Origin of the sequence: Streptomyces sp. NPDC057963, assembly GCF_042887155.1 — a bacterium.
Lineage (GTDB): Bacteria > Actinomycetota > Actinomycetes > Streptomycetales > Streptomycetaceae > Streptomyces.
Window position 1 is genome coordinate 21,916 of sequence record NZ_JBHVPX010000023.1, and the last position, 21,167, is coordinate 43,082.

General features: G+C 68.9%; 21 protein-coding genes and 2 pseudogenes. 13 read left to right on the forward strand and 10 right to left on the reverse strand.

The genetic code is table 11. The features are described from left to right. Positions 1–195: 195 nt before the first annotated feature. The 4 genes and pseudogenes from ACFVT1_RS33935 to ACFVT1_RS33950 form a co-directional block, all read right to left on the reverse strand. The gene (locus ACFVT1_RS33935; RefSeq protein ID WP_389802779.1) at positions 196–447 is read right to left on the reverse strand and encodes an aldehyde dehydrogenase family protein; all 252 of its coding nucleotides are present in this window, start codon (positions 445–447) and stop codon (positions 196–198) included. 233 nt (positions 448–680) lie between these two features. Further along, a pseudogene (locus ACFVT1_RS33940) lies at positions 681–1,794 on the reverse strand (IS110 family transposase). 285 nt (positions 1,795–2,079) lie between these two features. Beyond that, positions 2,080–2,367 (reverse strand): hypothetical protein, encoded by a 288-nt coding sequence (locus tag ACFVT1_RS33945; RefSeq protein ID WP_389802620.1) that lies wholly within the window; start codon positions 2,365–2,367, stop codon positions 2,080–2,082. Between the two features lie 5 nt (positions 2,368–2,372). Then, a complete protein-coding gene (locus tag ACFVT1_RS33950) occupies positions 2,373–2,879 on the reverse strand; it encodes a DUF2269 family protein (protein WP_389802623.1) in 507 nt (168 codons plus the stop codon). Between the two features lie 89 nt (positions 2,880–2,968). Here ACFVT1_RS33950 and ACFVT1_RS33955 point away from each other — a divergent pair, with 89 nt between their 5' ends. Continuing rightward, on the forward strand, positions 2,969–3,310 hold the full coding sequence (locus ACFVT1_RS33955) for a PadR family transcriptional regulator (protein WP_389802626.1): 342 nt from the start codon (positions 2,969–2,971) through the stop codon (positions 3,308–3,310). Further along, the gene (locus ACFVT1_RS33960; protein ID WP_389802629.1) at positions 3,307–3,987 is read left to right on the forward strand and encodes a hypothetical protein; all 681 of its coding nucleotides are present in this window, start codon (positions 3,307–3,309) and stop codon (positions 3,985–3,987) included. The genes ACFVT1_RS33955 and ACFVT1_RS33960 overlap by 4 nt, the downstream gene beginning before the upstream one ends. Positions 3,988–4,089: 102 nt before the next feature. On the opposite strand, the gene ACFVT1_RS33965 is transcribed toward ACFVT1_RS33960, so the two are convergent. Together ACFVT1_RS33965 and ACFVT1_RS33970 are read right to left on the reverse strand one after the other, a co-directional pair. Next, positions 4,090–4,476, reverse strand: a complete 387-nt coding sequence (locus ACFVT1_RS33965) for an IS3 family transposase (RefSeq protein WP_389802632.1) — start codon at positions 4,474–4,476, stop codon at positions 4,090–4,092. Then, positions 4,473–5,318, reverse strand: a complete 846-nt coding sequence (locus ACFVT1_RS33970; protein WP_389802634.1) for a Helicase associated domain protein — start codon at positions 5,316–5,318, stop codon at positions 4,473–4,475. The genes ACFVT1_RS33965 and ACFVT1_RS33970 overlap by 4 nt, the downstream gene beginning before the upstream one ends. 320 nt (positions 5,319–5,638) lie before the next feature. Here ACFVT1_RS33970 and ACFVT1_RS33975 point away from each other — a divergent pair, with 320 nt between their 5' ends. The 4 genes from ACFVT1_RS33975 (at position 5,639) to ACFVT1_RS33990 (ending at position 8,700) form a co-directional block, all read left to right on the forward strand. Beyond that, positions 5,639–7,270: a flavin-containing monooxygenase gene (locus ACFVT1_RS33975; protein ID WP_389802637.1), complete on the forward strand. Its 1,632-nt coding sequence runs from the start codon at positions 5,639–5,641 to the stop codon at positions 7,268–7,270. Positions 7,271–7,334: 64 nt separating this feature from the next. Beyond that, positions 7,335–7,787, forward strand: a complete 453-nt coding sequence (locus tag ACFVT1_RS33980; RefSeq protein ID WP_389802641.1) for a hypothetical protein — start codon at positions 7,335–7,337, stop codon at positions 7,785–7,787. Positions 7,788–7,827: 40 nt separating this feature from the next. Next, positions 7,828–8,256, forward strand: a complete 429-nt coding sequence (locus tag ACFVT1_RS33985; protein WP_389802643.1) for an FAD-dependent oxidoreductase — start codon at positions 7,828–7,830, stop codon at positions 8,254–8,256. Positions 8,257–8,322: 66 nt separating this feature from the next. Continuing rightward, a complete protein-coding gene (locus tag ACFVT1_RS33990; RefSeq protein WP_389802645.1) occupies positions 8,323–8,700 on the forward strand; it encodes a thioredoxin family protein in 378 nt (125 codons plus the stop codon). A gap of 1,128 nt (positions 8,701–9,828) precedes the next feature. Here the strand turns inward: ACFVT1_RS33990 and ACFVT1_RS33995 are convergent. The 3 genes from ACFVT1_RS33995 to ACFVT1_RS34005 form a co-directional block, all read right to left on the reverse strand. Further along, a complete protein-coding gene (locus ACFVT1_RS33995; protein ID WP_389802648.1) occupies positions 9,829–10,848 on the reverse strand; it encodes a PaaX family transcriptional regulator C-terminal domain-containing protein in 1,020 nt (339 codons plus the stop codon). A 239-nt stretch (positions 10,849–11,087) separates the two neighbouring features. Continuing rightward, a complete protein-coding gene (locus ACFVT1_RS34000) occupies positions 11,088–11,915 on the reverse strand; it encodes an alpha/beta fold hydrolase (RefSeq protein WP_389802651.1) in 828 nt (275 codons plus the stop codon). Positions 11,916–11,957: 42 nt separating this feature from the next. Next, positions 11,958–13,181, reverse strand: coding sequence for a saccharopine dehydrogenase family protein (locus ACFVT1_RS34005; protein WP_389802654.1), 1,224 nt, complete (start codon positions 13,179–13,181; stop codon positions 11,958–11,960). Positions 13,182–13,261: 80 nt separating this feature from the next. On the opposite strand from ACFVT1_RS34005, the gene ACFVT1_RS34010 reads away from it, so the two are divergent. From ACFVT1_RS34010 to ACFVT1_RS34040, 7 genes and pseudogenes are all read left to right on the forward strand, one after another. Continuing rightward, the gene (locus ACFVT1_RS34010) at positions 13,262–13,888 is read left to right on the forward strand and encodes a GNAT family N-acetyltransferase (protein WP_389802657.1); all 627 of its coding nucleotides are present in this window, start codon (positions 13,262–13,264) and stop codon (positions 13,886–13,888) included. Between the two features lie 39 nt (positions 13,889–13,927). Next, the gene (locus ACFVT1_RS34015; protein WP_389802660.1) at positions 13,928–14,134 is read left to right on the forward strand and encodes a hypothetical protein; all 207 of its coding nucleotides are present in this window, start codon (positions 13,928–13,930) and stop codon (positions 14,132–14,134) included. 4 nt (positions 14,135–14,138) lie between these two features. Continuing rightward, a complete protein-coding gene (locus ACFVT1_RS34020; protein ID WP_389802663.1) occupies positions 14,139–16,442 on the forward strand; it encodes a M20/M25/M40 family metallo-hydrolase in 2,304 nt (767 codons plus the stop codon). A gap of 209 nt (positions 16,443–16,651) precedes the next feature. Next, a pseudogene (locus ACFVT1_RS34025) lies at positions 16,652–16,798 on the forward strand (IS5/IS1182 family transposase); the annotation flags it as partial. A 250-nt stretch (positions 16,799–17,048) separates the two neighbouring features. Beyond that, positions 17,049–18,014, forward strand: coding sequence for an alpha/beta hydrolase (locus ACFVT1_RS34030; protein WP_389802667.1), 966 nt, complete (start codon positions 17,049–17,051; stop codon positions 18,012–18,014). Between the two features lie 124 nt (positions 18,015–18,138). Continuing rightward, positions 18,139–19,074, forward strand: a complete 936-nt coding sequence (locus ACFVT1_RS34035; protein WP_389802670.1) for a hypothetical protein — start codon at positions 18,139–18,141, stop codon at positions 19,072–19,074. Positions 19,075–19,228: 154 nt separating this feature from the next. Then, positions 19,229–19,648, forward strand: coding sequence for an SDR family NAD(P)-dependent oxidoreductase (locus tag ACFVT1_RS34040; RefSeq protein ID WP_389802672.1), 420 nt, complete (start codon positions 19,229–19,231; stop codon positions 19,646–19,648). 671 nt (positions 19,649–20,319) lie between these two features. On the opposite strand, the gene ACFVT1_RS34045 is transcribed toward ACFVT1_RS34040, so the two are convergent. Further along, positions 20,320–21,096 carry an NAD-dependent epimerase/dehydratase family protein gene (locus ACFVT1_RS34045; protein WP_389802675.1) on the reverse strand — a complete coding sequence of 259 codons (777 nt, stop codon included), beginning with the start codon at positions 21,094–21,096 and terminating at the stop codon, positions 20,320–20,322. Between the last annotated feature and the right edge of the window lie 71 nt (positions 21,097–21,167).

Here is a 21,167-nt window from a genome sequence, read left to right on the forward strand (position 1 = left end):
GGCCCCCTTCCAACCGCCGAAGGGGCCACGGTGAGAGGGGCAGTGCTGGTGACGCTATCTGCCACCACTGCCCCTCTCGGTGGTGCGGGCTGCGAGGGCGGCCAGAAAGGCGCGAACGAGCTGACCAGGGTGATGTGCCGGCACCAGCCCGGATGGCGACGGACCTCGTACTGGTCCAGACCGCGCTCTGGCCGTTCATATGCAGTGAGGGATAATCTGGATCGGGGCGACCGGGCCGAATATCTCCTCCGACCAGGCAAGGTTGTCGGATGTGACGTCAGTGAGCACCGTCGGCTGGTAGTAGAGGCCGTCGTAGGCGCCACCGGCCGCGAGGATTGCGCCCTTGGCCACGGCCCCGGTCACGACGCTGTGGACGCGGTCGCGCTGCCGAGCGTCGATGAGCGGGCCGAGCGCGTTTGACGCGTCGGACGGGTCGCCGACGCGCAGGTTCTCGCCTCGGCGCCAGCTACCTCAGCCTGAAACTCCGGCAGAACGGAATCACACACCGTGCCGGCCGCAACAGCGCCCGCCTCGCCTAGCTAGGCGCCGACCTGCCGACATCGGTCCTCGCCGAGTTCACCGGGACCAGTATCAGCAACGCCACCCGATGGACCGGAGACGCCAGACGCGACTGGTTCAACCACATCGCTGAACTGCCGCAGCGATTCCTATGCCGTTTCTCAAGCTGCGAGGCCGATGGATGGAGCAGGTTCGTAGCACCGCCCGTCGCGCAGGAGAGCCCAAAGAACACTGACTCGACGACGGGCCAGGGCAAGTACGGCCCTGGGTGCGGCGCTTGCCCTTGGCCCGTTTGCGATCGTAGAAGCGACGGGATTCGTCGCTGTGACGGATGCTGAACAGTGCAGAGGTGTAGAAGACACGCTGGAGCCGGCGGTTGTATCGCTGGGGGCGCCGCAGGTTGCCGCTGATCTTCCCGGAGTCCCGCGGTGCCGGCGCAACACCACCGAAGCTTGCAAGCCGGTCGGGAGTGCCGAAGGCGGCCATGTCGCCGCTGGTTGCGGCCAGGAACTCGGCACCGAGGATGACTCCGAGGCCGGGCATACTGGTGATCACTTCGAAGTGGTGGTGCTCGCGAAACCGGGCCTCGATGAGCTTGTCCAGCTCGGCGACCTGCTGGTTGAGGGCTATCACCTCCGTCGCCAGCGTGTGCACCGTCCGGGCGGTCATCTTCTCGCCCGGCAGGCTGGTGTGCTGGCGCTCGGCGGCCTCCAAGGCTGTCTCGGCCAGCTGGCCAGCGCGAAGGACACGGCGGTTGCGCGGCCACGTTTCCAGCCTCTTGCGGTTGATCCGGCGGAGGGCAGCCGACGTTTGGTAGCCGGTCATCAAGACAAGCGGGCCGGTGTTGGTGAGGTCGAGCGCGCGCTCCAGGCCGGGGAAAATACCGGTGAGTTGGGCGCGGAGCCGGTTGACTGTCCGGGTGCGGTCGGCGAACAGATCCATGCGGCAGCCGGTGAGTATCTTTAGATCGATGACCGTCTCGTTGCCAGCCCTCAGCGGGTGCACAGAGGGCACCCGGCCCGAGGCAGCGAACCACCCCAGCATTCCGACCTGCTCGGCCAGAAGAGACCGCTCCGGACTGATTTTCAGCACCGCGGGCGTGCCGTCGGGCCAACGGCACCGCAACACGACCGACGAAGCACCGTCCGGGAGGGATTCACCGAGCGAAAGTCCCCACCGGGACGCCAGCCGCGCGATGAGATCCGGCGTGTCAGCGCACCATCCGGCAACCTGGGGACCGAATCGACGTACCAACCGCGTCGAGACGCTCTCCACATCCACCAGCAGTCGTTTCACACGGGTGAGTCTGCCGCTCACACGATCAATGTCCATCGCATTTCCACCACTCGCTGTGAACGCGAGCCGACGAGCGAATCGGACCAGAGGAGTCACCCAACCTTCGGTGAGAATCGCTCAGCCTTCGCTGAGACAGATCAATCGCGTCCCGCACGCAGATCTGACTGCTCCCAAGGGCAGCGGGGCACCGATGGAAGTCGTCAGCCTGCGTCTGAGCAGCGCGCTGGGAGGTGGTTTCCCGCGCTGTCGGTGATCGTTTCCCAGTCATCGGTCGGCGCCGGTCAGTCTGTCGGCCGAGGAGGCGGGTGGCTGCTGCCCCAGCACGCGCAGGGCGAGCAGCCCTCCGATGCCGGGAATGAAGGCGCGCCACTTGGTTCCCGGCCGCGCGAGGGCGGGAGTGAGGAAGACAGCGACGATGACGGTCAGGTAGGCCGTGCCGTGGACCAGGCCGCCCAGCGACGAGATCGCCCCGGTGTGCACGGTGAACAGGTTGAGCAGCAAGAGTGTGAGGGATACAGCTTCAACCGCGGCGGCGATGCGGAGAGTTCGCATACTGATCAGGCTCCCGTCGTGGAGCCGGGGCGGACGATCATCAGGACGACAACGGCTGCCCACAACAGGTTGAACATCCCCGTGGTCACGGAGAGGCGCGCCGCCGCCGACCGCAGCTGCGCAATGGCGTCCGTGGCCACGTCGGTGCCTGTCCCCCCTGGACCGGACGCGTCCGCAGGTTGGGCGAGCAGCCGGGCCTGTCCGGGCAGGACCGCCGTGAGCAGCAGGGCCGCAGCGGCAGCCGTCAGCACGATCGACGTCAGCAGCCAGGCGTCGGTCAGGATGCCCATCCGGGCGCCGGTGGCGACACCGAGGACCGGGACGGCGATGCCGACGACCGTGTATCCACGGCAGATCTTGTGCAGGAACGCTGTGGTCCGGCCGTTGGGCTCCTGCACGTCGCCGCTGGCCGACAGCCTGGCGTAGCGGGGGAACATCGAGGCTGCGACAGCGATCGGCCCGATCGCCAGGATCGCGGCCAGGACGTGCAGCGAGAGCAGCAGCTTGGTCACAGGGGTCCCTTCATGGATAACCTGCCAATAGATTGGCTATCGATCTATAAGTAGCACGGGGTGACGCCTCTTGGGTAGGCTGCCTGACTATGAAAACGGATGCGGTACGCGGCCACCTGGACGGACTGCTGCTGTCCGTACTGGAATCCGGCCCCCTGCACGGCTACGCGATCATCGCCGCGGTCCAGGAGCGCAGCGGCGGCGTACTCGAGCTGCGCAAAGGCACCATCTACCCCGCCCTCAACCGGCTCGAGCGGATCGGACTGCTGAGCAGCGCCTGGGAGTCGGTGGGCGAGCGCCGTCGGCGCTGCTACGAACTCACCGACGCCGGACGGCGCAGCCTGGCCACCGAGCGGACCCACTGGCGGGCGTTCACCGCAGCGATCGGCTCGGTGCTGGAACCCGCGCCGGTCCCCGGACATGTCACGTGAAAGCGCCTGAGATCCCTGCCGACGACCCCATCGAAGCCCACCTCGCGGACCTGACGGCCACCCTGCACGGCCCGGCCCGACTCAAGACCCAGATGGTGGACGAACTGCGCGAAGGCCTCCTGGACACCGCGCGGGAACTGTCTCCCGATGCCGAACCCGACCGCGACGCCGCCCGTCAGGCCATCCGCCAGTTCGGCCCCGTGGCCGAACTCGCGCCCAGCTTCCAGCGCGAACTGACCATCACCCAGGCCCGTCACACCGCGCGCACCGTCATGCTGATCATCCCGTGCCTGCTGGTGTGCTGGTACCTGGTCGAGCTCTCCACCCGCGCGGCGGGCCACCGGCTGCCAGACCCGCTCCAGGTGGTCGTCGCCCACCTCGGCGGCCTCGCAGCGCTCACCGCGCTGCTGGCGGCCGTGTCCCTCTCCGTCACCGGCACCCTGGCCCGCCGACTGCCCCTCCCACAACAACTGCCGCTCGTGGTCGCCTGGACGGGAACCACCGCGGCAGTCGCCCTCGGACTGAGCGCGCTGACCCTTATCACCGCCGCGGTACTCGCCACCAACTGGCCACTGACCGCGGCCGCCTGCCTGATCACCATCGTCTTCCACGCGCGCATCGCCGCCTCCGCACGCGCGTGCCGCCACTGCGCCCGCCTGCCTGTCACCGCCCCCTGACGAACGGGGGGCCGCGGAGCCCGCGACCTGAGCAGACAACAGCGAAACGGTCGTCATCGTGATCACGATGACGACCGTTTCGTCGTTGCTGCAAAGCACCTTTCATCGGTGCTTCGCAGCGGGCAATGGGCCAGCGAGACCACCACGAGATGTGTGGCCGAGGGTCAGGGTGGCCTTGGGATCCCGGCGTGTGAAGCCTTCCCGCCGCGGGCTGATGCCCGCGATGTCGGCCTTGCGCATCAGCCGCTCGTTCCGTTTGCGCCCCACGTGCACGCCTTCGTGTTTCAGGGTCGCGTGGACGCGTGGTGAGCCGTAGATGCCGCCGGAATCGGCGTGGATCTGCTTGATCTGCTCGGCGTCCCGGCGCACGCGTTCGCACGGCTCGCGCTCGGCGCGGCGCCAGCGGTAGTAGGTGGAGGAGGCGATGTGCAGTTCCCGAAGTACGCACTCGACTCCCAGGCGTGGATGCCCTTTGAGGAGCGCGGTCACCTGGGCCAGGTCGGGTCGAGTTGCGCCGCGAAAAACGCCGAGGCCGTCGGCAGGACCTCATTCGCCCGCTTGAGCTGGGCGTTCTCCTTGCGCAGGGCCACCAGCTCGGCGTGTTCGTCGGTGCTCAACCGGTCATCGCGCTCGCCGGCGTCTGCCTCGGCCTGCCGGATCAAGCCGCGCAGAGCCTCGGGGTGGACGCCGAGGTCGATGGCAAGCTTCTTGATCTGCGGTTTCGGATCCGAGGTGCGATACATCTGCATCGCACGCTCATGCAACTCGAGCGCATATTTCCTGGGAGCAGCCATGGTCGATGTTCCACCGGCCTGGACGTGGTTCCGGACGAGTCGGTAACAGCACTGCCACCCAGTGCCCCATACCGGTCGCCACCCCGGATCGATCGCGTCCAGCTCATCCTGTCGCGCTGCAGCCATCGCCCCGGCCGCCGACCGCACGGGGCGGCCGGCCGCGCGCAGCTCCTCGTTCTCCCGAGCCCTACGCGCCGCCGCGCGAGTGTTCTTCGCCCACACCCCAATGGGATGCCCCTCCCACACCGCGGTGGTCGGAGGGAGGAAGCGGGCGGCGGCGTACTCCTTGGGGACGGCGACCCCGTCCGCCCAGGCCGCCTCCTGCTCGGACCACACCATCCCGAGCGGCTCCATCTCGGCCACCCGCCCGGCCTCCAGTGTCCCGGCCGTGTAGGCGCGGCGCTGGTCGGAGGTCCACTGCCCGAGCGGATACCCGCCGACCCCGCCCCAGTCCTCCGGCATGACGACCGTGTACGGCACCCGCAGCACGCCGTTCTTGGTCTCGCACAGCCACGCGCCCGGCCACCTCGATCCCACGCCGCCAGTAGGCGCCCTCCGGGTCGATGACCCGCAGCCACACGAACTGGGCCAGGACAGTGGGGTCGCGTTCCTCGCTGAACCGCAGCACCCCGGCCGCCGCCCCGCTCACCCGCGCGCCCGCCCCGTCTCCGTCCTCCAGGACGTCCTCGGCGTCCTCGGCGTCCTCGCCGTCGTGCGGCCGACACTCGCGCCCCCACCCCCGATCCCGCCGGGTCTGGCAGTGGGCGGTTTCTCATTCACTTGCTCTCTCTAAATAGATACGATCGAATACTATACGATCGGTTCGAGATCGAGCAGAATGTTGATGGAGGAGGATCATGACCAACCCACAGCGCCCGGACACGGCTCCGCGCGGACCGGGGGCCGTGCCGCAGGCTCACGGCCCCGTGCAGGGGGATGCCATGAGCGGACGCCACGTATCTGTGGTCATCGTCGGCGCGGGATTCTCGGGGCTTGGTACGGCCATTCGGCTGCTGCGGGAGGGCTACCGGGATGTGCTGATACTGGAGCGGGCCGACGAGGTCGGCGGCGCATGGCGGGACAACACCTATCCCGGGTGCGCCTGCGACGTTCCCTCGCGCCTGTACTCGTTCTCCTTCGCGCCCAACCCGATGTGGAGTCGGCGCTTCGCTCCGCGCGAGGAGATCGGGCAGTACCTCAGGCGCTGCGTCGACGAGTACGACCTGACGCCGAATCTGCGGCTCGGCTGCGAACTACAACGCGCAGCATGGGATTCCGAGCGGCAACGCTGGGACCTGCGGACCAGCACGGGTCCGCTCACCGCCGGGCTGCTGGTCCTGGCACAAGGTCCGCTGTCGGAACCGGCCGTTCCTTCGCTGCCCGGGCTCGACAGCTTCATCGGCGAGGCGTTCCACTCCGCCCAGTGGAGGCACGACCTGGATCTGAGCAACAAGCGGGTGGGAGTGATCGGGACCGGCGCGAGCGCCATCCAGTTCGTCCCTCACCTGCAGCGCACGGCACGGCAGGTGACGATTTTTCAGCGCACTCCGCCCTGGATCGCGCCGCGCCGTGATCGGCCGATCCCGCAGTGGCAGCAACGTCTGTTCCGGCTGGCACCGCCGGTGCAGCGACTGTCCCGCGGCTGGGAGTATCTGGCCCGTGAGGCGACGCTGCCCGCTCTGCTCGGCAACCGCACCATGGCCGCCTTCGGCCAACGCGAGGCGCTTGGCCACCTGCACCGTCAGGTCGCGGACCCGGGAATGAGGGCCAAGCTGACCCCGGACTACGCACTGGGCTGCAAGCGGGTCCTGCTGTCCGACGACTACTACCCGGCCTTGGGCCGGCCCAACGTCGACGTGGTCACTGATTCGATCACGAGCATCGGGCCCGATGCGGTGCTCACCGCGCCCACCGCTGCGGCGCGGGACGGAGATGCCATCACCGAGCACCCGGTGGACGTGCTGATCTACGGAACCGGATTCCGCGTCACTGACGCCACGTACGCGCAGCAGGTCATCGGCGCCGACGGACGGTCCCTGAGCGAGGTCTGGGAAGGCAGCCCGCAGGCCCACCTCGGCACGACGGTCGCAGGATTCCCCAATCTCTTCCTGATGGCAGGTCCCAACACCGGCGTGGGGCACACGAGCCTCATCTACATGATCGAGTCGCAGATCGACTACCTGCTCAGCTGCCTGCGGCTGATGCGCAGCCGGGGCCTGACCGCCGTGGAAGTGCGTGCCGAGGCCCAGTACGCCTTCAACGCGGAGCTGCAGAGCCGGATGGAGCCGACCGTCTGGGCCGCCGGCGGCTGCGTCGGCTGGTACCAGGACCGCACCGGTCGTATCACGTCCATCTGGCCCGAACCGACATGGCGATTCCGTCGTCGCACGCGAGCCTTCGACCCGCGGCAGTACGTGCTGACGGCGGAGGGCGCCGCCCCGCCGCGTCCGCAGCCGTCAGGCCGGGCCGCACGGAATTCTGAAGGGTGAGTCCAGGGTCGTGACGCGTCCTCGTGCCCGCAGCAGCCGGAGGGCCCCGCTCAGGGAGTTGATCGTGCCCACCGCGCTGAGCCGTACTCCGGCCACCCGCCTCTTCGCTGCCGAAGCGCTGAGCGCAGTCCTGATCTCGGTGCCCATGCTGCTGTTCACCACGCCCAGTCACCCCAGAGTGCCCGACTGGTTCCAGTTACTGGGGCTCGGCCTCCTGCTCACGATGATCGGCGCCACCGTGCACACGTGGCGGCGGACCATCGCCGACGAGTTAATACCCGCCGGGCGAACGGGCCCGGCGGCCGGGGGAGCCTGCGGGCGTCTGCGTGAACAGCTCGGTGCGGAGCGCCGGTTGCGCCGGCTGCTGATCCTCTATCCAGCCGTGCTGGTGCTGCTGCTGCCAGTCCCCGATACCTGGGTGAACTTCTGGTTCTGGTCCACGCTGCTGGCCGCCGTAGCCGGACTGATCTCGCTCGGCCTGCTGCTGCGCACGCCCGGCCGTCGCGGGCGCACATGATCAACTCCGACGGCAGCGCCCGACACGCTGGCCGTGTACGTTGGCCGCGCGCGGCATCGTTGTCGCTGAGGGGACCGTCAAGCGTCTGGTGACGGACGGTGACCGGTTGCGTGGCGTCGAGCTGATTGAGGGGCATGTCGTCCCCCGCTCCGCGGTCTTCGTCTTCCCGCACATGGTGCCCCACGACACCCTGCTCACCGGCCTGGGGCGCGAACGGGACCTCAACGGTTGGGTGACCACCGACGCCGCGGGCCGGACCAGTGTGTTCGGGGTGTGGGCGGTCGGCAACGTGTCCGACGCGAAGGCGCTTGTGATCACCACTGCGGGGCAGGGGGCGGCGGCCGCGTTCGCCCTCAACCATGACCTGGTCGCGGAGGACGTCGAGCGTGCCGTGAAGGACGGCAGCTCTTCGTCCAGGGCGCCGCAGCACGTGCCGCGGCCGGTCCCACGAACCGCCTTGTCCGACTGACCTCCCGGTCGTTGAGCCGGCCGGTTCCCGGCGGATGCGGTTCCCGGCCGACCGGGAACCGTGCACATGCATCACGAACACACCAGCAAGGGAGAGTTCACCATGGCGGCAAAGCCCGCAGGTTTCGGGGACAGCGTCACCGAGCAGACATTTCCCGCCCGCGTGCTGCAGGCGAAGCGCCCCGTCCTGGTCCAGTTCTGGGCCGAGTGGTGCGGGCCGTGCAGCAGGGTCACTCCCATCGTCGAGCAGGTGGCCGCCGAGCATGCGGGTGTCCTGGACGTCGTCAAGGTCAATGTCGATGAGGAGCCCGGACTGGCGGACCGGCACGGCATCTCCTCGATCCCCGCTTTCGTCGTCTACACCGACGGCACTCCTGTGAAGGTGTGGACGGGCGCCGCCCCGAAGCCCCTTCTGGAACGGAGCCACGCCCCCTTCCTTCGCTGAGCCCCGGCGTTCACCTCCTGCTCGGCGCGGCGGCGTCCGGGCCGAGCAGGAGGTGAACGCTGTCCTGCTGGAACTGGAGGACTCATCAACTCACGTCACGATCAGGACATCGAGTGGGACGTGCTGGGTGTGCACCGGGAACGCGAGGCAGGCCTGCACGCGCCCGCCCTCGCACAGACGATGGACTGGCAGCGGGATCTGTTGCGGACCAACGGTGGCGGATGTACGCCCGCCCACCGGGTGCTGGACATCGGCAGCGGGCCGGGGGTGGTCACGTGCACGATTTCTGCCCCGTGACATCGGCATGCGGCGTCCAGGCATGCAAGCCCGCCTGGACGCCGCCCCGGAGGACGCCTTCGGCGATATGCGCGACCAACTGCCCCGATCGGTCAGAGAGGTGGAGGGCTAGCCGGCCATGCTGGCCCGCGCCGGGCTCATCCCCAGCAGGACACGTAGCTTCTTCACCGACCTCCGTCACCCCTCGGAGTGGCGGCGCGCGAGCATCTGCAGATGCACCTGAGCCGACTGCACGATCAGATCGGTGACCGACTGGAGCCGGAGGGCCGCGCGACTCTGAAGCGTCTGACTGACAGCGACACATGCACCGGCATCCTCGGCCGTCCTGATGTCTCCTACCTCACGGCCACCACTGTCCACACGGCCCGCTCCTGCCGCAGCTTCTAACGGCTGTCCCGCCAGGGACTACGGGGCAGCCCTTGTGGCAGTGTCCGTGAACCCGCGTAACAGTGGACAGATGCACGGCAGAGCAGCGCCTTGTTCACGGCAGCGCCATGGCCTGCCTGCCGGGGCCTGCGTACGGCCCATGCGGGCCACTCGCCCAGGCGGTTGACCGTGACGGCCACCCGCCCGCGCGAGTGGCCGGCGCCGCCCATCAGCAGCCCGCTGCGGTGGGCCCCGTTCGCGTGCTTCGTCAGGATGCCTACAACCAGGATGGATCGGATGGCGAACAACGGCCAACAGCCGGTGTTCCCGTGGAAGAGGGCATCCCCTGGGTACACCGCGCCCCTGTGGTCGAGCAGCTCAAAGTCATTCCCTACGACGAGGAATGGCCCTGCCTGTACACGGCTCTCACATCCCGTATCACGCATCCGCTACCCGGCTCCGTGCTCACCCGTCGCGGCGCTGCCCTGCGGAATCGGTCCCCCTGACAGCGTCGTCGTAGAGGCGAAACAGGCGGACGTGCTGCTCCGCCGCTGTGCCGGACTGCCCCAGCCGGTCCAGGAGCTGCCAGCACTGTGCGACGAGCCGACGTGCCTCGGTTCCCGGCCAGGGCTGGGGGAGCAGTTCGGGCGGCAGAAGAGGGTCGTGCTCCATGGCGCGGGTGAATTCGGCGGCCAGTTCGACCGCGATGGTCAGCTGCTGGAGCGAGGAGGGGCCGGCGTCGTCCTGGAGTTGGCGCAGCCGCGGCTCGGCCACGGAGGCGAGTTGCCGGTAGCGATCGGCGATCTCGTCCTGCGGCCACAGGGTGCGGGCAAGCGCGGCCGGATCACGTACATCGCCCTGGCGCAGGTCGTCGGTGGTGAGGAGGGTGAGGCGGCCGTGGACGCCGAGCCGGAGGGCCTCGTCCTCGACGTAGGGTTCCCATGCGTTGGCACTGATGTAGAGGCCGCCTTGGACGGGGGCGCCGCCGAGCCGGGTGAGTGCGGTGCGCAGTGTGTCGCGCGCCGTGCGGGTGTCTTCGGGTACAGCGAAGGCGGCCAGGTGCCAGATGCCGTCCCAAGGGGCGAGGCCCGCGTCCTGCCGGAAAGCGTGCGCGACGAACTCGACGTCCGGCCCCAGGGCCTGCGCGGTGGCGTCGGTAGCCCGTAGCAGTGCTTTGCGCCCTCTGCCTTCCTGGACGAAGCGCCGCTCCGCTACCAGCCGCTTGATGCACAGACGCACCTGCTGGTCGGTCATGCCGAGCAGATCGGCAGCGGCGTAGAGCTCGCCGGCGTCGACGGTGTGGTCGGTACGGATCAGTGCCTCGACGAGCATGCGGGTGGGGACCCGGACGGGCGCTGCCGGCGTGTGGAGCGAGTCGGTCATGAAGTGGCGGGCCTTTCTGGTACGTCCGAGGGTGCGGCTCATCGTGGTGACCGAGCCGCACCTCGGCAGGTCGCGCGTCCAGGAGGTGCGCTCGGTATACACGGGACGGTATCCGGGCCGCTCGTACAGTGTCCTGGCGCGGGGATTCCACACCGACGTCCAGTCCGGTATCCCGGCAGCAGCGCTCCATCACGAGGGCGAGCCGAAGCGCGGCGGGGAGTGGCACCCCTTCCCGCCTGACGGAGGCGGGGTACAAGCACTCGGGGTACCGAGATGGGCGGCTCACGCCCCGCGGTGCCCAGGAAGCTCCCCACGCGTGTGAACCGGGCGTGGTTCGGATCCTATGGGCCGTCCCAGAACGAGCGGAGCAGGACGGCGAGCTCGTCGACGCGCTCGATCTGCGGCATGTGGCCGGTTCGGGAGAACAGGTGGGTGCGCGCCCGGGGAAGAGCGGCAGCGGCGTTGACCAGGTGGGTGGCTGGCAGGATCCGGTCGTGGGTGCCCCAGACGACGAGCGTGGGGATGTCGAGCTCCGAGACCTCGGTGAGCAGTTCCTCGCGCCAGCCGCGGCGTACGCCGCGCCACGAACCGAGGGCATGGGACTGGCGCCGGAACGCTCGTGCCGCCCCTTCGCGGCGGGAGAGCGCGAGTGCCAGGGCGACCCGTTCGGGTGTGGCGAAGGCCGGGTCGTAGAAGATGGAGCGCTCCGACAGCAGCGCGCTGTCCGCATGGGGACGCAGAAGCAGCCGCCAGAGCAGGGGAAGGCCGAGGATGCGCAGGGTCCAGGTGACGTCGCGGCCGAACCCTGCGCTGTTGAGCAGTGCCAATGACGCCACCCGCGCGGGGGCATCGGCGGCGAGCCGCATCGCGACGGCGCCGCCCAGTGAATTGCCCACCACATGCGCGCCCGAGGGAACCCCGAGCACCTCCAGGGCCCCTTCGACGTGCCTGGCCAGTGACGTGAGGCGGCAGTCGGGCAGGGCCTGGGACTGCCCGAAGCCCGCGAGGTCGATGGCGATCAGCCGGTACCCGCTCAGAGCGGCCCGCAGCGGCTCCCAGTCCTCCAGGCTGCGGCCCAGTCCGTGCAGCAGGATCACGGGTGGACCGGTGCCCGTCGCCGAGTAACGGACGCGAAACCCCCCGACCTCGACGAATTCCGCTGTCTGCACGCCGATTCCTGGTTCCAGTGATTGCACCGGTATCTCCTCGTTTCAGCGGCTCGGGGTGACGGTGGTGATCACGCAGTTGCCGGGGTGGTCGTTGTCGGAGGTGTGGGGCAGGAGGTGGGACAGGTCGAGGAAGAACCGTTCGGGTTCGATGACGGCCTCGGGAGGGTGTACGCCGGGTCGGCCGCCGGTGCCGTCGAGAAGCTGGGCGAGTCCCAGGGCCAGCGGGATTCCGGTCGCCTCTGCCATGTCGTCGATCAGCGCGGTCAGGCCTGATGTCTCGGCGAGCCTGGCCAGGACCGTGACCGGGCGGCCGTTGCTGGTGCCCGTGGCCGCGGCGAAGAACGGCGGTAGTGATTGGGGGCCCTTGAGGCCCATGGCGCCTGCCACGGCCCGCAGGCTGCGGGAAACTGAGGGTTTGGCCAGGTCGATGGCGGCGGTTTCGTTGGTGAGTTTGCCGGCGTCGATGTCGCGGCGCAGGACGTCCAGGTAGGCCAGTGTGCCTGGGGTGATGACCATGAGGTTGGCGGCTTCGCCGGTCGGGCGGAAGCTGCGGTGGAGGGTGACCGGCTCGGGGTGTCCGACGGTGTAGGCCGTTCCGGAATGTTCGGCGGAGAGGGTCAGTGCGACCGGACGGAGCGGTCGTCGGTGGACGAGTTGTCCGTTGCTGACGACGGCTACTTTTCCGCTGATCTGCTCCATCCAGTGCACGGCGGCGGCGCTGGGGCGTCCGTCGGGGCCAAGTATTTGTTCGTCGTCCTGCTCGCCGCCGGAGACGTCGACGGGCCACGCGGTGTAGAGGTCCTGGACGTGGTCCAGGTGCTGGACGGCGCGTGCGGCCAGCAGGTTGCTGACTCCGGGGCTGGCACCCATGCCCACCACCGCGCAGACTCCGGCGGCCCGTGCTTCCTCGTCGAGGTCGAGCATCCGCAGGGTCGGTTCCCAGTCGTCGCAGATGTCCAGGTAGTGGGTACCGGTCGCGATTGCGGCACTCAGCACGGTCAGGCCGAAGCGGTAGTACGGGCCGACGGTGTTGAGCACGACATCCGCGTCAGCCAGCGCGGCCCGCAGGGCGGTGTCGTCGGTCACGTCCACCTGCAGGGCCCGCAGGGGCGCACCACCGGCACCGGCGAGGCGGCGTACCAGCCCCTGGGCCGCTTCGAGGCGTTTGTCGGCCACCACGATCTCGGTCACCTCGGGCAGCCCGGCCGCCACCCGCACCGCCACCGCCCCCATCGCACCGGGTCCGCCTAGTGCCAGGATCCTCATTCACTCTTCCTCTCTAGTCCGTTACGATCGAAAGTTATACGATCGGTTTTGAATCGAGCAAGTGTTGATGAAGGAGGACCATGAACGACCCACAGTTCCCGGACACAGCTCCGCACGGGCCGGAGATCGACGACTGCCCGCCCGTGGATGCCTGCGTACGTGTGCTGGCCGATGCCTTTGCCCGTGAGTCGGCGACCTCCTGGATCTGCGGCGGTTCGTCCACCACCAGGGAGAACTGGTTCGACGCCACCCTGCGCGCCGATGCCACCCTTCCCGGATCGCGCCGCTACGCCCTGACCGGGGACGGCGGCCGCCCCATCGCGGCCGCCGTCCTCACCCCGCCCGGAGCTCGGCTCTCACCTGCCGCTCAGGCGCAGTGGGCGGCCCGTGCGCTCGCGCGTTGCGGTCCACGGCCCGTGCAGCGGACCCTGCGCTATCTCGACCTCACCGAAGCCGGTGCGCCCAAAAGCGCCTGGACGCTGGAGTTCATCGGGGTGGTTCCCGGCGCTGCGGGCCGCGGGGCGGGGAGGCGTCTCCTCGACCGTCTGCTGGCCGACACATCAGCCGCGGCCGGGGTCTACCTCACCACCGCGGACCCCGGAAATGTGGCGCTCTACCAACACTTCGGGTTCGTCACCCAGAGGCGCCTGTCCGTCGGACCGCTGAATGTCGTGACCATGTTGAGAAGGCGTACGAGCAGTCTGTAGCCACGAGCGGCCCGAGTACGAATGGCATGCAGCAACTCGATGACGATTCCGGTTACTTCGATCCGCAGGACCGTCGAGACCGGTTCGAACTGCTTCACCGACTCCGAGTTGATCCCGGACACCAACCCGCTCGGGCCGCGCGACAGCGCTGAGGAGCGCTACACCGCCGAGCTGCCGATCGTCGCCAATGCGGCGGCCCCGGCACGTACCGGCCCGCTGTCCCACCCACTCCCGCTATTGAGGTAAATCCGTGCAGGTTCCGACCACGATGCGCAGACGAGTGCCGGCCCTGGCCGCCTTCCTGTTGCTGCTTCTCACCGGCATCGCGGCCATGCTGCCGCTGCGCATATCCGAGCCCCGGCCGGCCTCCGCTCCCACTGGTGACTTCTCGGCGGCCCGTGCGGTCGCACAGCTCGACCACATTGCTAAGGTCCCGCACCCGGCGGGTTCGGCCGCGCAGTCGGGCGTACGGGAGTATCTCGTCGGTGAGCTGCGAAAACTGGGTCTGCGGCCGGAGGTCCAGACCCGGGTCGCCCCCTCCGACGCAGACAGCCCGGCCATCGTCGGGTCCGTCTCCAACGTCCACGCCACGATCCCCGGCAAGCAGCCCACCGGCCGGGTCCTTGTCGTCGCCCACTACGACTCCGTGCCGATCGCCCCTGGCGCCGGCGACGACGGCTCCAACGTCGCCGCGATCCTCGAAATCGCCCGGGTCCTCAAGGCCGGACCGCAGCTCCGCAACGACATCGAGATCCTCTTCACCGACGGCGAGGAGCAAGGGCTGCTCGGCGCGCAGGCTTTCGTCGACGCGGAGGCCGGCACACCCCGGGCCGCCGACCCCCGGCAGACCGTCGTGGTGAACATGGAGGGCCGGGGCACGTCCGGGCCCGTCATGATGTTCCAGATGGCGGGCACCGGTCTCACCTCCGCCGTGAAGGCTTCCGGTGCGGTCACCACGTCGTTCTCCGCCGCGATCTACGACCGGCTGCCCAACGACACCGACCTGACCGTCTTCGACGAGGCCGGGATGCGCGGTCTCAACTTCGCCTTCATGAACGGCTCCGCGCACTACCACACCGCCCACGACAGCATCTCCCGGCTCGATGCCGCGAGCGTGCAGGACATGGGGGACGCGGCCCTCGGAGCGGTCCGCCAGCTCGGCGGCACGGACCTCTCGCAGAGTGGTCCGGACGCCACGTACTTCTCCCTGTTCGGCGCAGTCGTGTCCTACCCGGCATGGCTGGCTCTGCCGCTCGCCTTGACGGCCCTCCTGGGCGTGCCGCTGCTGCTGTGGTTCGGCCGGAGCCGAGGTCTGTCTCCCCGCGGGGCCGGACGGGCCGCCCTGACCTTCCCCCTCACGCTGACCGGTGCGGCGGTGATCGGGCTGGCCGGGTGGTCGGCGCTGAGCCTGGCCCGGCCGGACTTCGCGCTCAGTGAGGGCAGTGTCCACCACCTCGGCCGGTACGCATGGGGCGGAGCGTTGTTGCTCCTGGTGCTGCTTGTCGCCTGGTACCGCTGGGCCCGTCGCAAGGCGTCGCCGCTGGACATCATGGTGGGTGTGCTCGGCTGGTTCGCGATGCTCGCCGTGGTCTGCGCTGTGCTGCTGCCCGGGGGCGCCTACCTCTTCACCTGGCCGGCGCTGATCGGACTGGCGGTTCTCGCGGTGACGCTGCGGTTCACACCAGCCGACTCCCCGTGGCGGGCGGTGGCCGGAGCGGTGACGGCCCTGCCGGTTGTGGCGCTCGTCCTGCCGGTCGTGCTCCTGCTGCTGCCCGCTCTGGGGCTGTCGCTCATCGCCGCCCCGCTGGTCCTCGCGGCACTGCTCGCCGCGGTGCTGCTGAGCCTCCTGGAGCCCCTTCCCTCATGTCGTGCGCTTACCGTCGGGATGCTCGCGACGGCTGTGACAGGTGCGGGCACGCTGGTCGTGGGTACGGCCCTGGACGGCTACAGCGCCGATGAACCCCGGCCGGTCAGCCTCGGATACGTCCTGGAGTCCGACACGGGCAAGGCCACCTGGGTCAGCGACGGCGACACTTCCCAGCCCGCCGTCGGCAAGCTCCTCACCGGTGAACCGGCTCGCTTCGAAGACCGCGTCCCCGCACTGGACGATGCCGTGCTCGCGAACGGGGCGGCCAAGGCCGCACCCCTGGACACACCGCGTACCGCGAACGTCTCAAGCACCGAGGCCGGCGGTGTACGTACGGTCCGGGTCCGTATCCAGGCCCCCGCCGGCGCCCACAGCATCGACGTCCACGCCGGCACCGGCGCCCACCGGATCCTCGGGGCCACAGTCGAGGGCGCGAGGATCGTCGGCGGGCCCAAGCGCCCGGAGGGCGGTTGGGGCTGGAGTTTCAGCTACGCGGCCCCGCCCGCCGACGGCATCGACGTCGTCATCCGCACCCGCGGCAAGGGCCCCCTGCCGCTCCGTGTGGTGTCCACCGCCGTCGGCCTGCCGGACGGAGTCGGTGCGCCCGCCCTGGCCGCGGACCAGAGCTGGGCGAGCTGGCCCTCGGTCGCCGGACAGACCTTCGTCGTACGGACATTTCGGCTCTGACCTCATTCCGCCAGGACCCGCCCAGCAGATCCCTCCGCTCAGGCTGTGACCGGGACAGTCCGGTTGTCCGGTTCAGCGGAGGCGTAGAGGCGCTCCCTTGTAGACCGACCGGCAGTACGCGAAGTCGCCGCTCCAGAGCGCCCTGGATGCAATGCAGGCACGAGCCCGAGTCATGGAGTTCTCTACGCTCAGTGATTACCGGAGGGCTCGTGCCTGTCCTGCCATCATTCCTGCTCGAACCCCTGTGGGACCAGTTCGCGGCGCTGTTGCCCGAGCACGTGGACACCCACCCGCTGGGCTGTCACAAACCGCGCATCCCCGACCGGATTGTCTTCGAGTACGTCATCGCCGCCCTCCATTCGCTGCGCAGCGGCGCCGGCGCGAAGACCCTCATACAGGTCGGCTGATCGTCTTCGAACGGTCCAGCAAGAGCGGCTTCCCGCTTCCGGGTCGCCCGTACCGGACCGTGGCATGTCGGCAGGCGACGCGCGCGAACGGCGGAGGCCGCCCGCTGATTCTGCAGCGTTCGGCGGTTCCTCGCACAGCAACACACACAGGACGATTGATTCGACGCCGCAACCACGCGACGCAGAGGAAGGATTGCCCATGGCCCTCAAGAATCCGCGACCGCCGTTCGACCCGGAGCTTGAGGCTGTGCTCGTGGTCCTTGCAGATCAGATCCCCCCGACCTTGACCGCAGAGATGATCCCTGACATACGCCGAACGGCAACGGCAGAGGTCACCGATGAGGTGATCGAGGCTGCCGGTCTGACTCGGCGCGACCTCACGATCCCGGGGTACCTGGGCGACGAAATCACCGTCTCGGTGATCGCCCGCCAAGATCATCAGGGGCTGGGTCCGGGGATCTACCACACACACGGCGGCGGCATGATCGCCGGTGATCGATTCTCCGGCCTCAGCCAGGCCCTCCCGTGGGTCGTCGAGCACGACGCCGTACTGGTCACCGTCGACTACCGGCTCGCACCCGAGCATCCCGATCCCTACCCGGTTGAGGACTGCTACGCCGGGCTGCTCTGGACGGCCGAGCACGCCCGGGAACTCGGCATGGACCCCGACAGGCTGATCATCGCCGGGCAGAGCGCCGGTGGCGGTCTTGCCGCAGGCACCGCGCTGATGGCACGCGACCGGCAGGGACCGGCCCTGGCCGGCCAGGTCCTCATCTACCCGATGCTCGACGACAGGGACCAGACGGTCTCCTCGGCCCAGTTCGATGCCGTCGGCGTATGGGACCGCGGGAGCAACGTCATGGGCTGGACCGCGCTTCTCGGAGAGCGACGTGGAACCGAGGAGGTGTCGGTCTACGCCGCGCCCGCCCGTGCGACCGACCTCACCGGCTTGCCGCCCGCGTTCATCGACTGCGGCTCGGCCGAGGTCTTCCGGGATGAGGACGTGGCGTATGCGACTGCCCTCTGGCACGCGGGCGTGCAGGCCGAACTCCACATATGGCCCGGCGGATTCCACAGCTTCGACCTGACCGCACCCCACACTGCTCTCGCGCACGCCATGACGGCCGCGCGAAACGCTTGGGTAGGGCGCACCCTGGGCTCCTGAGACGACGCCCACTCGCGGATCTCGATAAACTGTGGGAAAAGCGCGAAGGAGCGGAGCGCAGTTGCAGCAGTTGGTTGGACGACTGAATGCATTCGACCCGGAGGCGAGCGAAACCCTACGGATCGTGTCGTACTTCGATGTGCTCATCGCCCGGAGTGTCGGACTCGACGGCCTCCTGCGCGGTGCTGCGGTCCTTTCCGGTACGGTCGCCGGCGTCGAGATCCGAGGGCGAGTGAGCCGGCGGGATCCCGACGGACGCCTGCCCGCCGAGGTCGCCGACGTCCGCCGACGTTCCTCCCGGAGGTCCGGCGCCGGCTGGACGGTGTGGCTCGAGCGAGACGGCGAGGCAGACCCCAACGACGAGATGGTCGTGGAGCGCCTCGCGTTGGGTGTCGAACTGCTGGAGGCGCGTCGCAATCCCGGGAGCGGCTTCGACGCGCTCATCGATTCGGCCCGTCCGATCGACGAACGGGTGACGCTCCTCGCCAAGCGCCGGATCGATCCGGCCACGCCGGTGCGGATCCTGGCAACCATGGCGGATGCCGCTGAGATCGACGCACCCTCGGCGATCGTACCGACTCGGTACGGGCTCCTGAGGGCCACACTCGATATCTCCGGCAAGCTCAGTCCGCCGGAGCCGGTCGGGCTCGGGACCTGGGTGCGCGCCGACCGGGCACCCGAATCCTGGGACGGGGCGATCATCGCACTTCGGCTGTCGGACGCCTCTGCGCCGACAGTCGACGCGACGGATCTCGGGGCGTTGCTCCTGCTCGCGCAGTCGTACGACCCACAGATCCCGCATGAGGACGTGCGAGCCCTCGCCCGCCTCGATCGGCGTTCCGCAGACGTGCTGCGCGCACTGGTGGAGGCCTACAGCATCCGCTCCGCAGCGGCCGATCTGGGCATGCACCACTCGACCGTGCAAGCACGCCATGAAGGGCTGACGCACGCCCTGGGCTACGACCCACGCACCAACGTCGGCAGAATGCGGTACATCGCCGCGGCACTGCTGCTGCGCCTCACCGACCCGATCCCCCCGCCCCACTCCGAGGCCGCGTAGCCGGCACTGCGACGTAGCGGTGCGGAACGGGTCCAGCAAACCCACCGGATGGCGGGTGACGGGCCCGGAACGCGCCACGGTTGACGGGTGACCGCCGGTTCGGCCGACAGCAGCCCGGCACTGGATTCACCACAAACTCCGCGCGGACGAGTCTGTGGTCGTCCGTCAGCAACACAGGACGACCGACATCCGACCAGCCCATCCGGACATCATCAAAGTGGAAACGGAGAAGACCGTGACCTGGCCGACAGGGGAAGCGGCACTCGTGACCGGCGCGGCGTCCGGGATCGGCTTCGGCGACGCCCGGGCACTCGTCGCCGCGGGCGCGAAGGTCGCACTCGGCGGCATCGACGAAGCGCGGCTCGCGGAGGCCGAGGAGTCCTTGCGGGACGCCGGTGGCACGGTGCTGGCCACACCTTTCGACAGCAGCGACACCGATCAGTGGGGCTGGTCCACGCCGGACTGCGCATGGTCGTCGCCGCCGAGCCCGGCGTCGATGTCGTCGGCGAGGCGGCGGATTATGGGGTTTGGCCTCGGCGTTTGTAGTGGCTGTGGCGGGCGCGGGTTTGGCTGAGTCGTCTCCACCATGACCAGTGCAGGTGGCGGGTCGGGGTGAGGTGCTGTGGTCGGAGGAGGAGCCCGATCAGGCGGCGGATCTCTGCAACGGACAGGGGTATCAGGTGGGTTTGTCCAAGAGCGGTGCCCCGTTACCTTCTTCGTGGTCTTGCAATGAGGCTCCCGATCTTCGGCCCCGGTATGACTTGAGCCCCCAGTCGAGATGATCGAAAAGGTGGTGTCGCCGGTGCCGGAGGCGTTGGCAGACCGCCGATTAGAGGCACGAGCGCCGATCTCCTGAAGGGGTGAGGCAGTCTCTTCGTAACGTGGATGCCGGCACGCTGATGCCGCAGGTGAGGCCGGGGGAAAGCGCGAGCACGGGAGTGACGGGCGTGATGGACGACACTGAAGGAGTGGATGGAGTTCCTGGCCGAGCACGGGGTGGGTCTGTTCGACTCGCGGGTATGGCTGAAGGCCGCGTTGAGCCGGTACGCCGAGCATCGGGCGGCGGGCCCGTGAAGGCCCGGTTCGCGGCGACGACGTGGGGCCAGCACATGAGCATCCTGTTGATCGTCCATCTCCGTGGAACAGCCGCTGCGGCCAACCGCGGGACCCGCCCCCCAGCAGCCCGAACAACCACAATCGGATCCTGCAGCTGACATGCCCAGCCCACAGCAGCTGAGCCGGCCTTCACATGTGTCGGAGGGTGTATTCCGCGCTGGCATACTCGCCGCCCTGCGGGTCGTTCTTGGCCGGGTCTCCGCCTGCCGGAAGAAGCGAAGCGAAGGATTCGGCATCGTCCACGGGCACGTATCCCAAATCCGCCCCGGCATCGGTATCCCAGAAACGGCGAGTGTTGGCGGAGACCGCATAGACGGTCTCGAAGCGCACATCCGGAGCGGTGAGAGCCGTCCGGACGAAGCCGATGCCGTCGCGGGGGCTCAACCACGTGGACAGATGCCGTCGCTCGCTCGGTGCGTCCTCGAAGCTCCCGATCCGCAGGCACACCACCGACAGGCCGAACTTGTCCGCATACAGGCGCCCAAGCGCTTCCACTGCAACCTTGCTGACCCCATAAAGGCCGTCCGGACGCGTGGGCATCTCGGGTGTCACTGTCTCCGCGACCGGATAGAAGCCGCTCACACGATTGCTGCTGGCCAGCACGACCCGCCGCACCCCCTGCCGACGCGCGCCCTCCAGTACGTTGTGCGTCCCTCGGACATTCCCGTCCAGCAGATCCGGCAATGGCGCCTCGTCAGGGACCCCACCCAGATGCACCACCGCGTCCACGTCCTTCAGGACTGCTGTCACCGCTTCAGCGTCACGCAGATCCAGCTGGTGAACGTCCTCCGTCGGCGTCTGCGCTGTGAGCCCAACACGATCGATGAGCACCAACCGCGCTACCTCATCACGCAAGCCCGCCCGCACCACCGATCCGATCCGCCCGGCTGCACCCGTGATCGCCACAGTCTCAAGTCTCGTTCCCATGACGACTATCCTGCCGCACGTCACCGACATCCGGACCTCCTCGAGCCTTC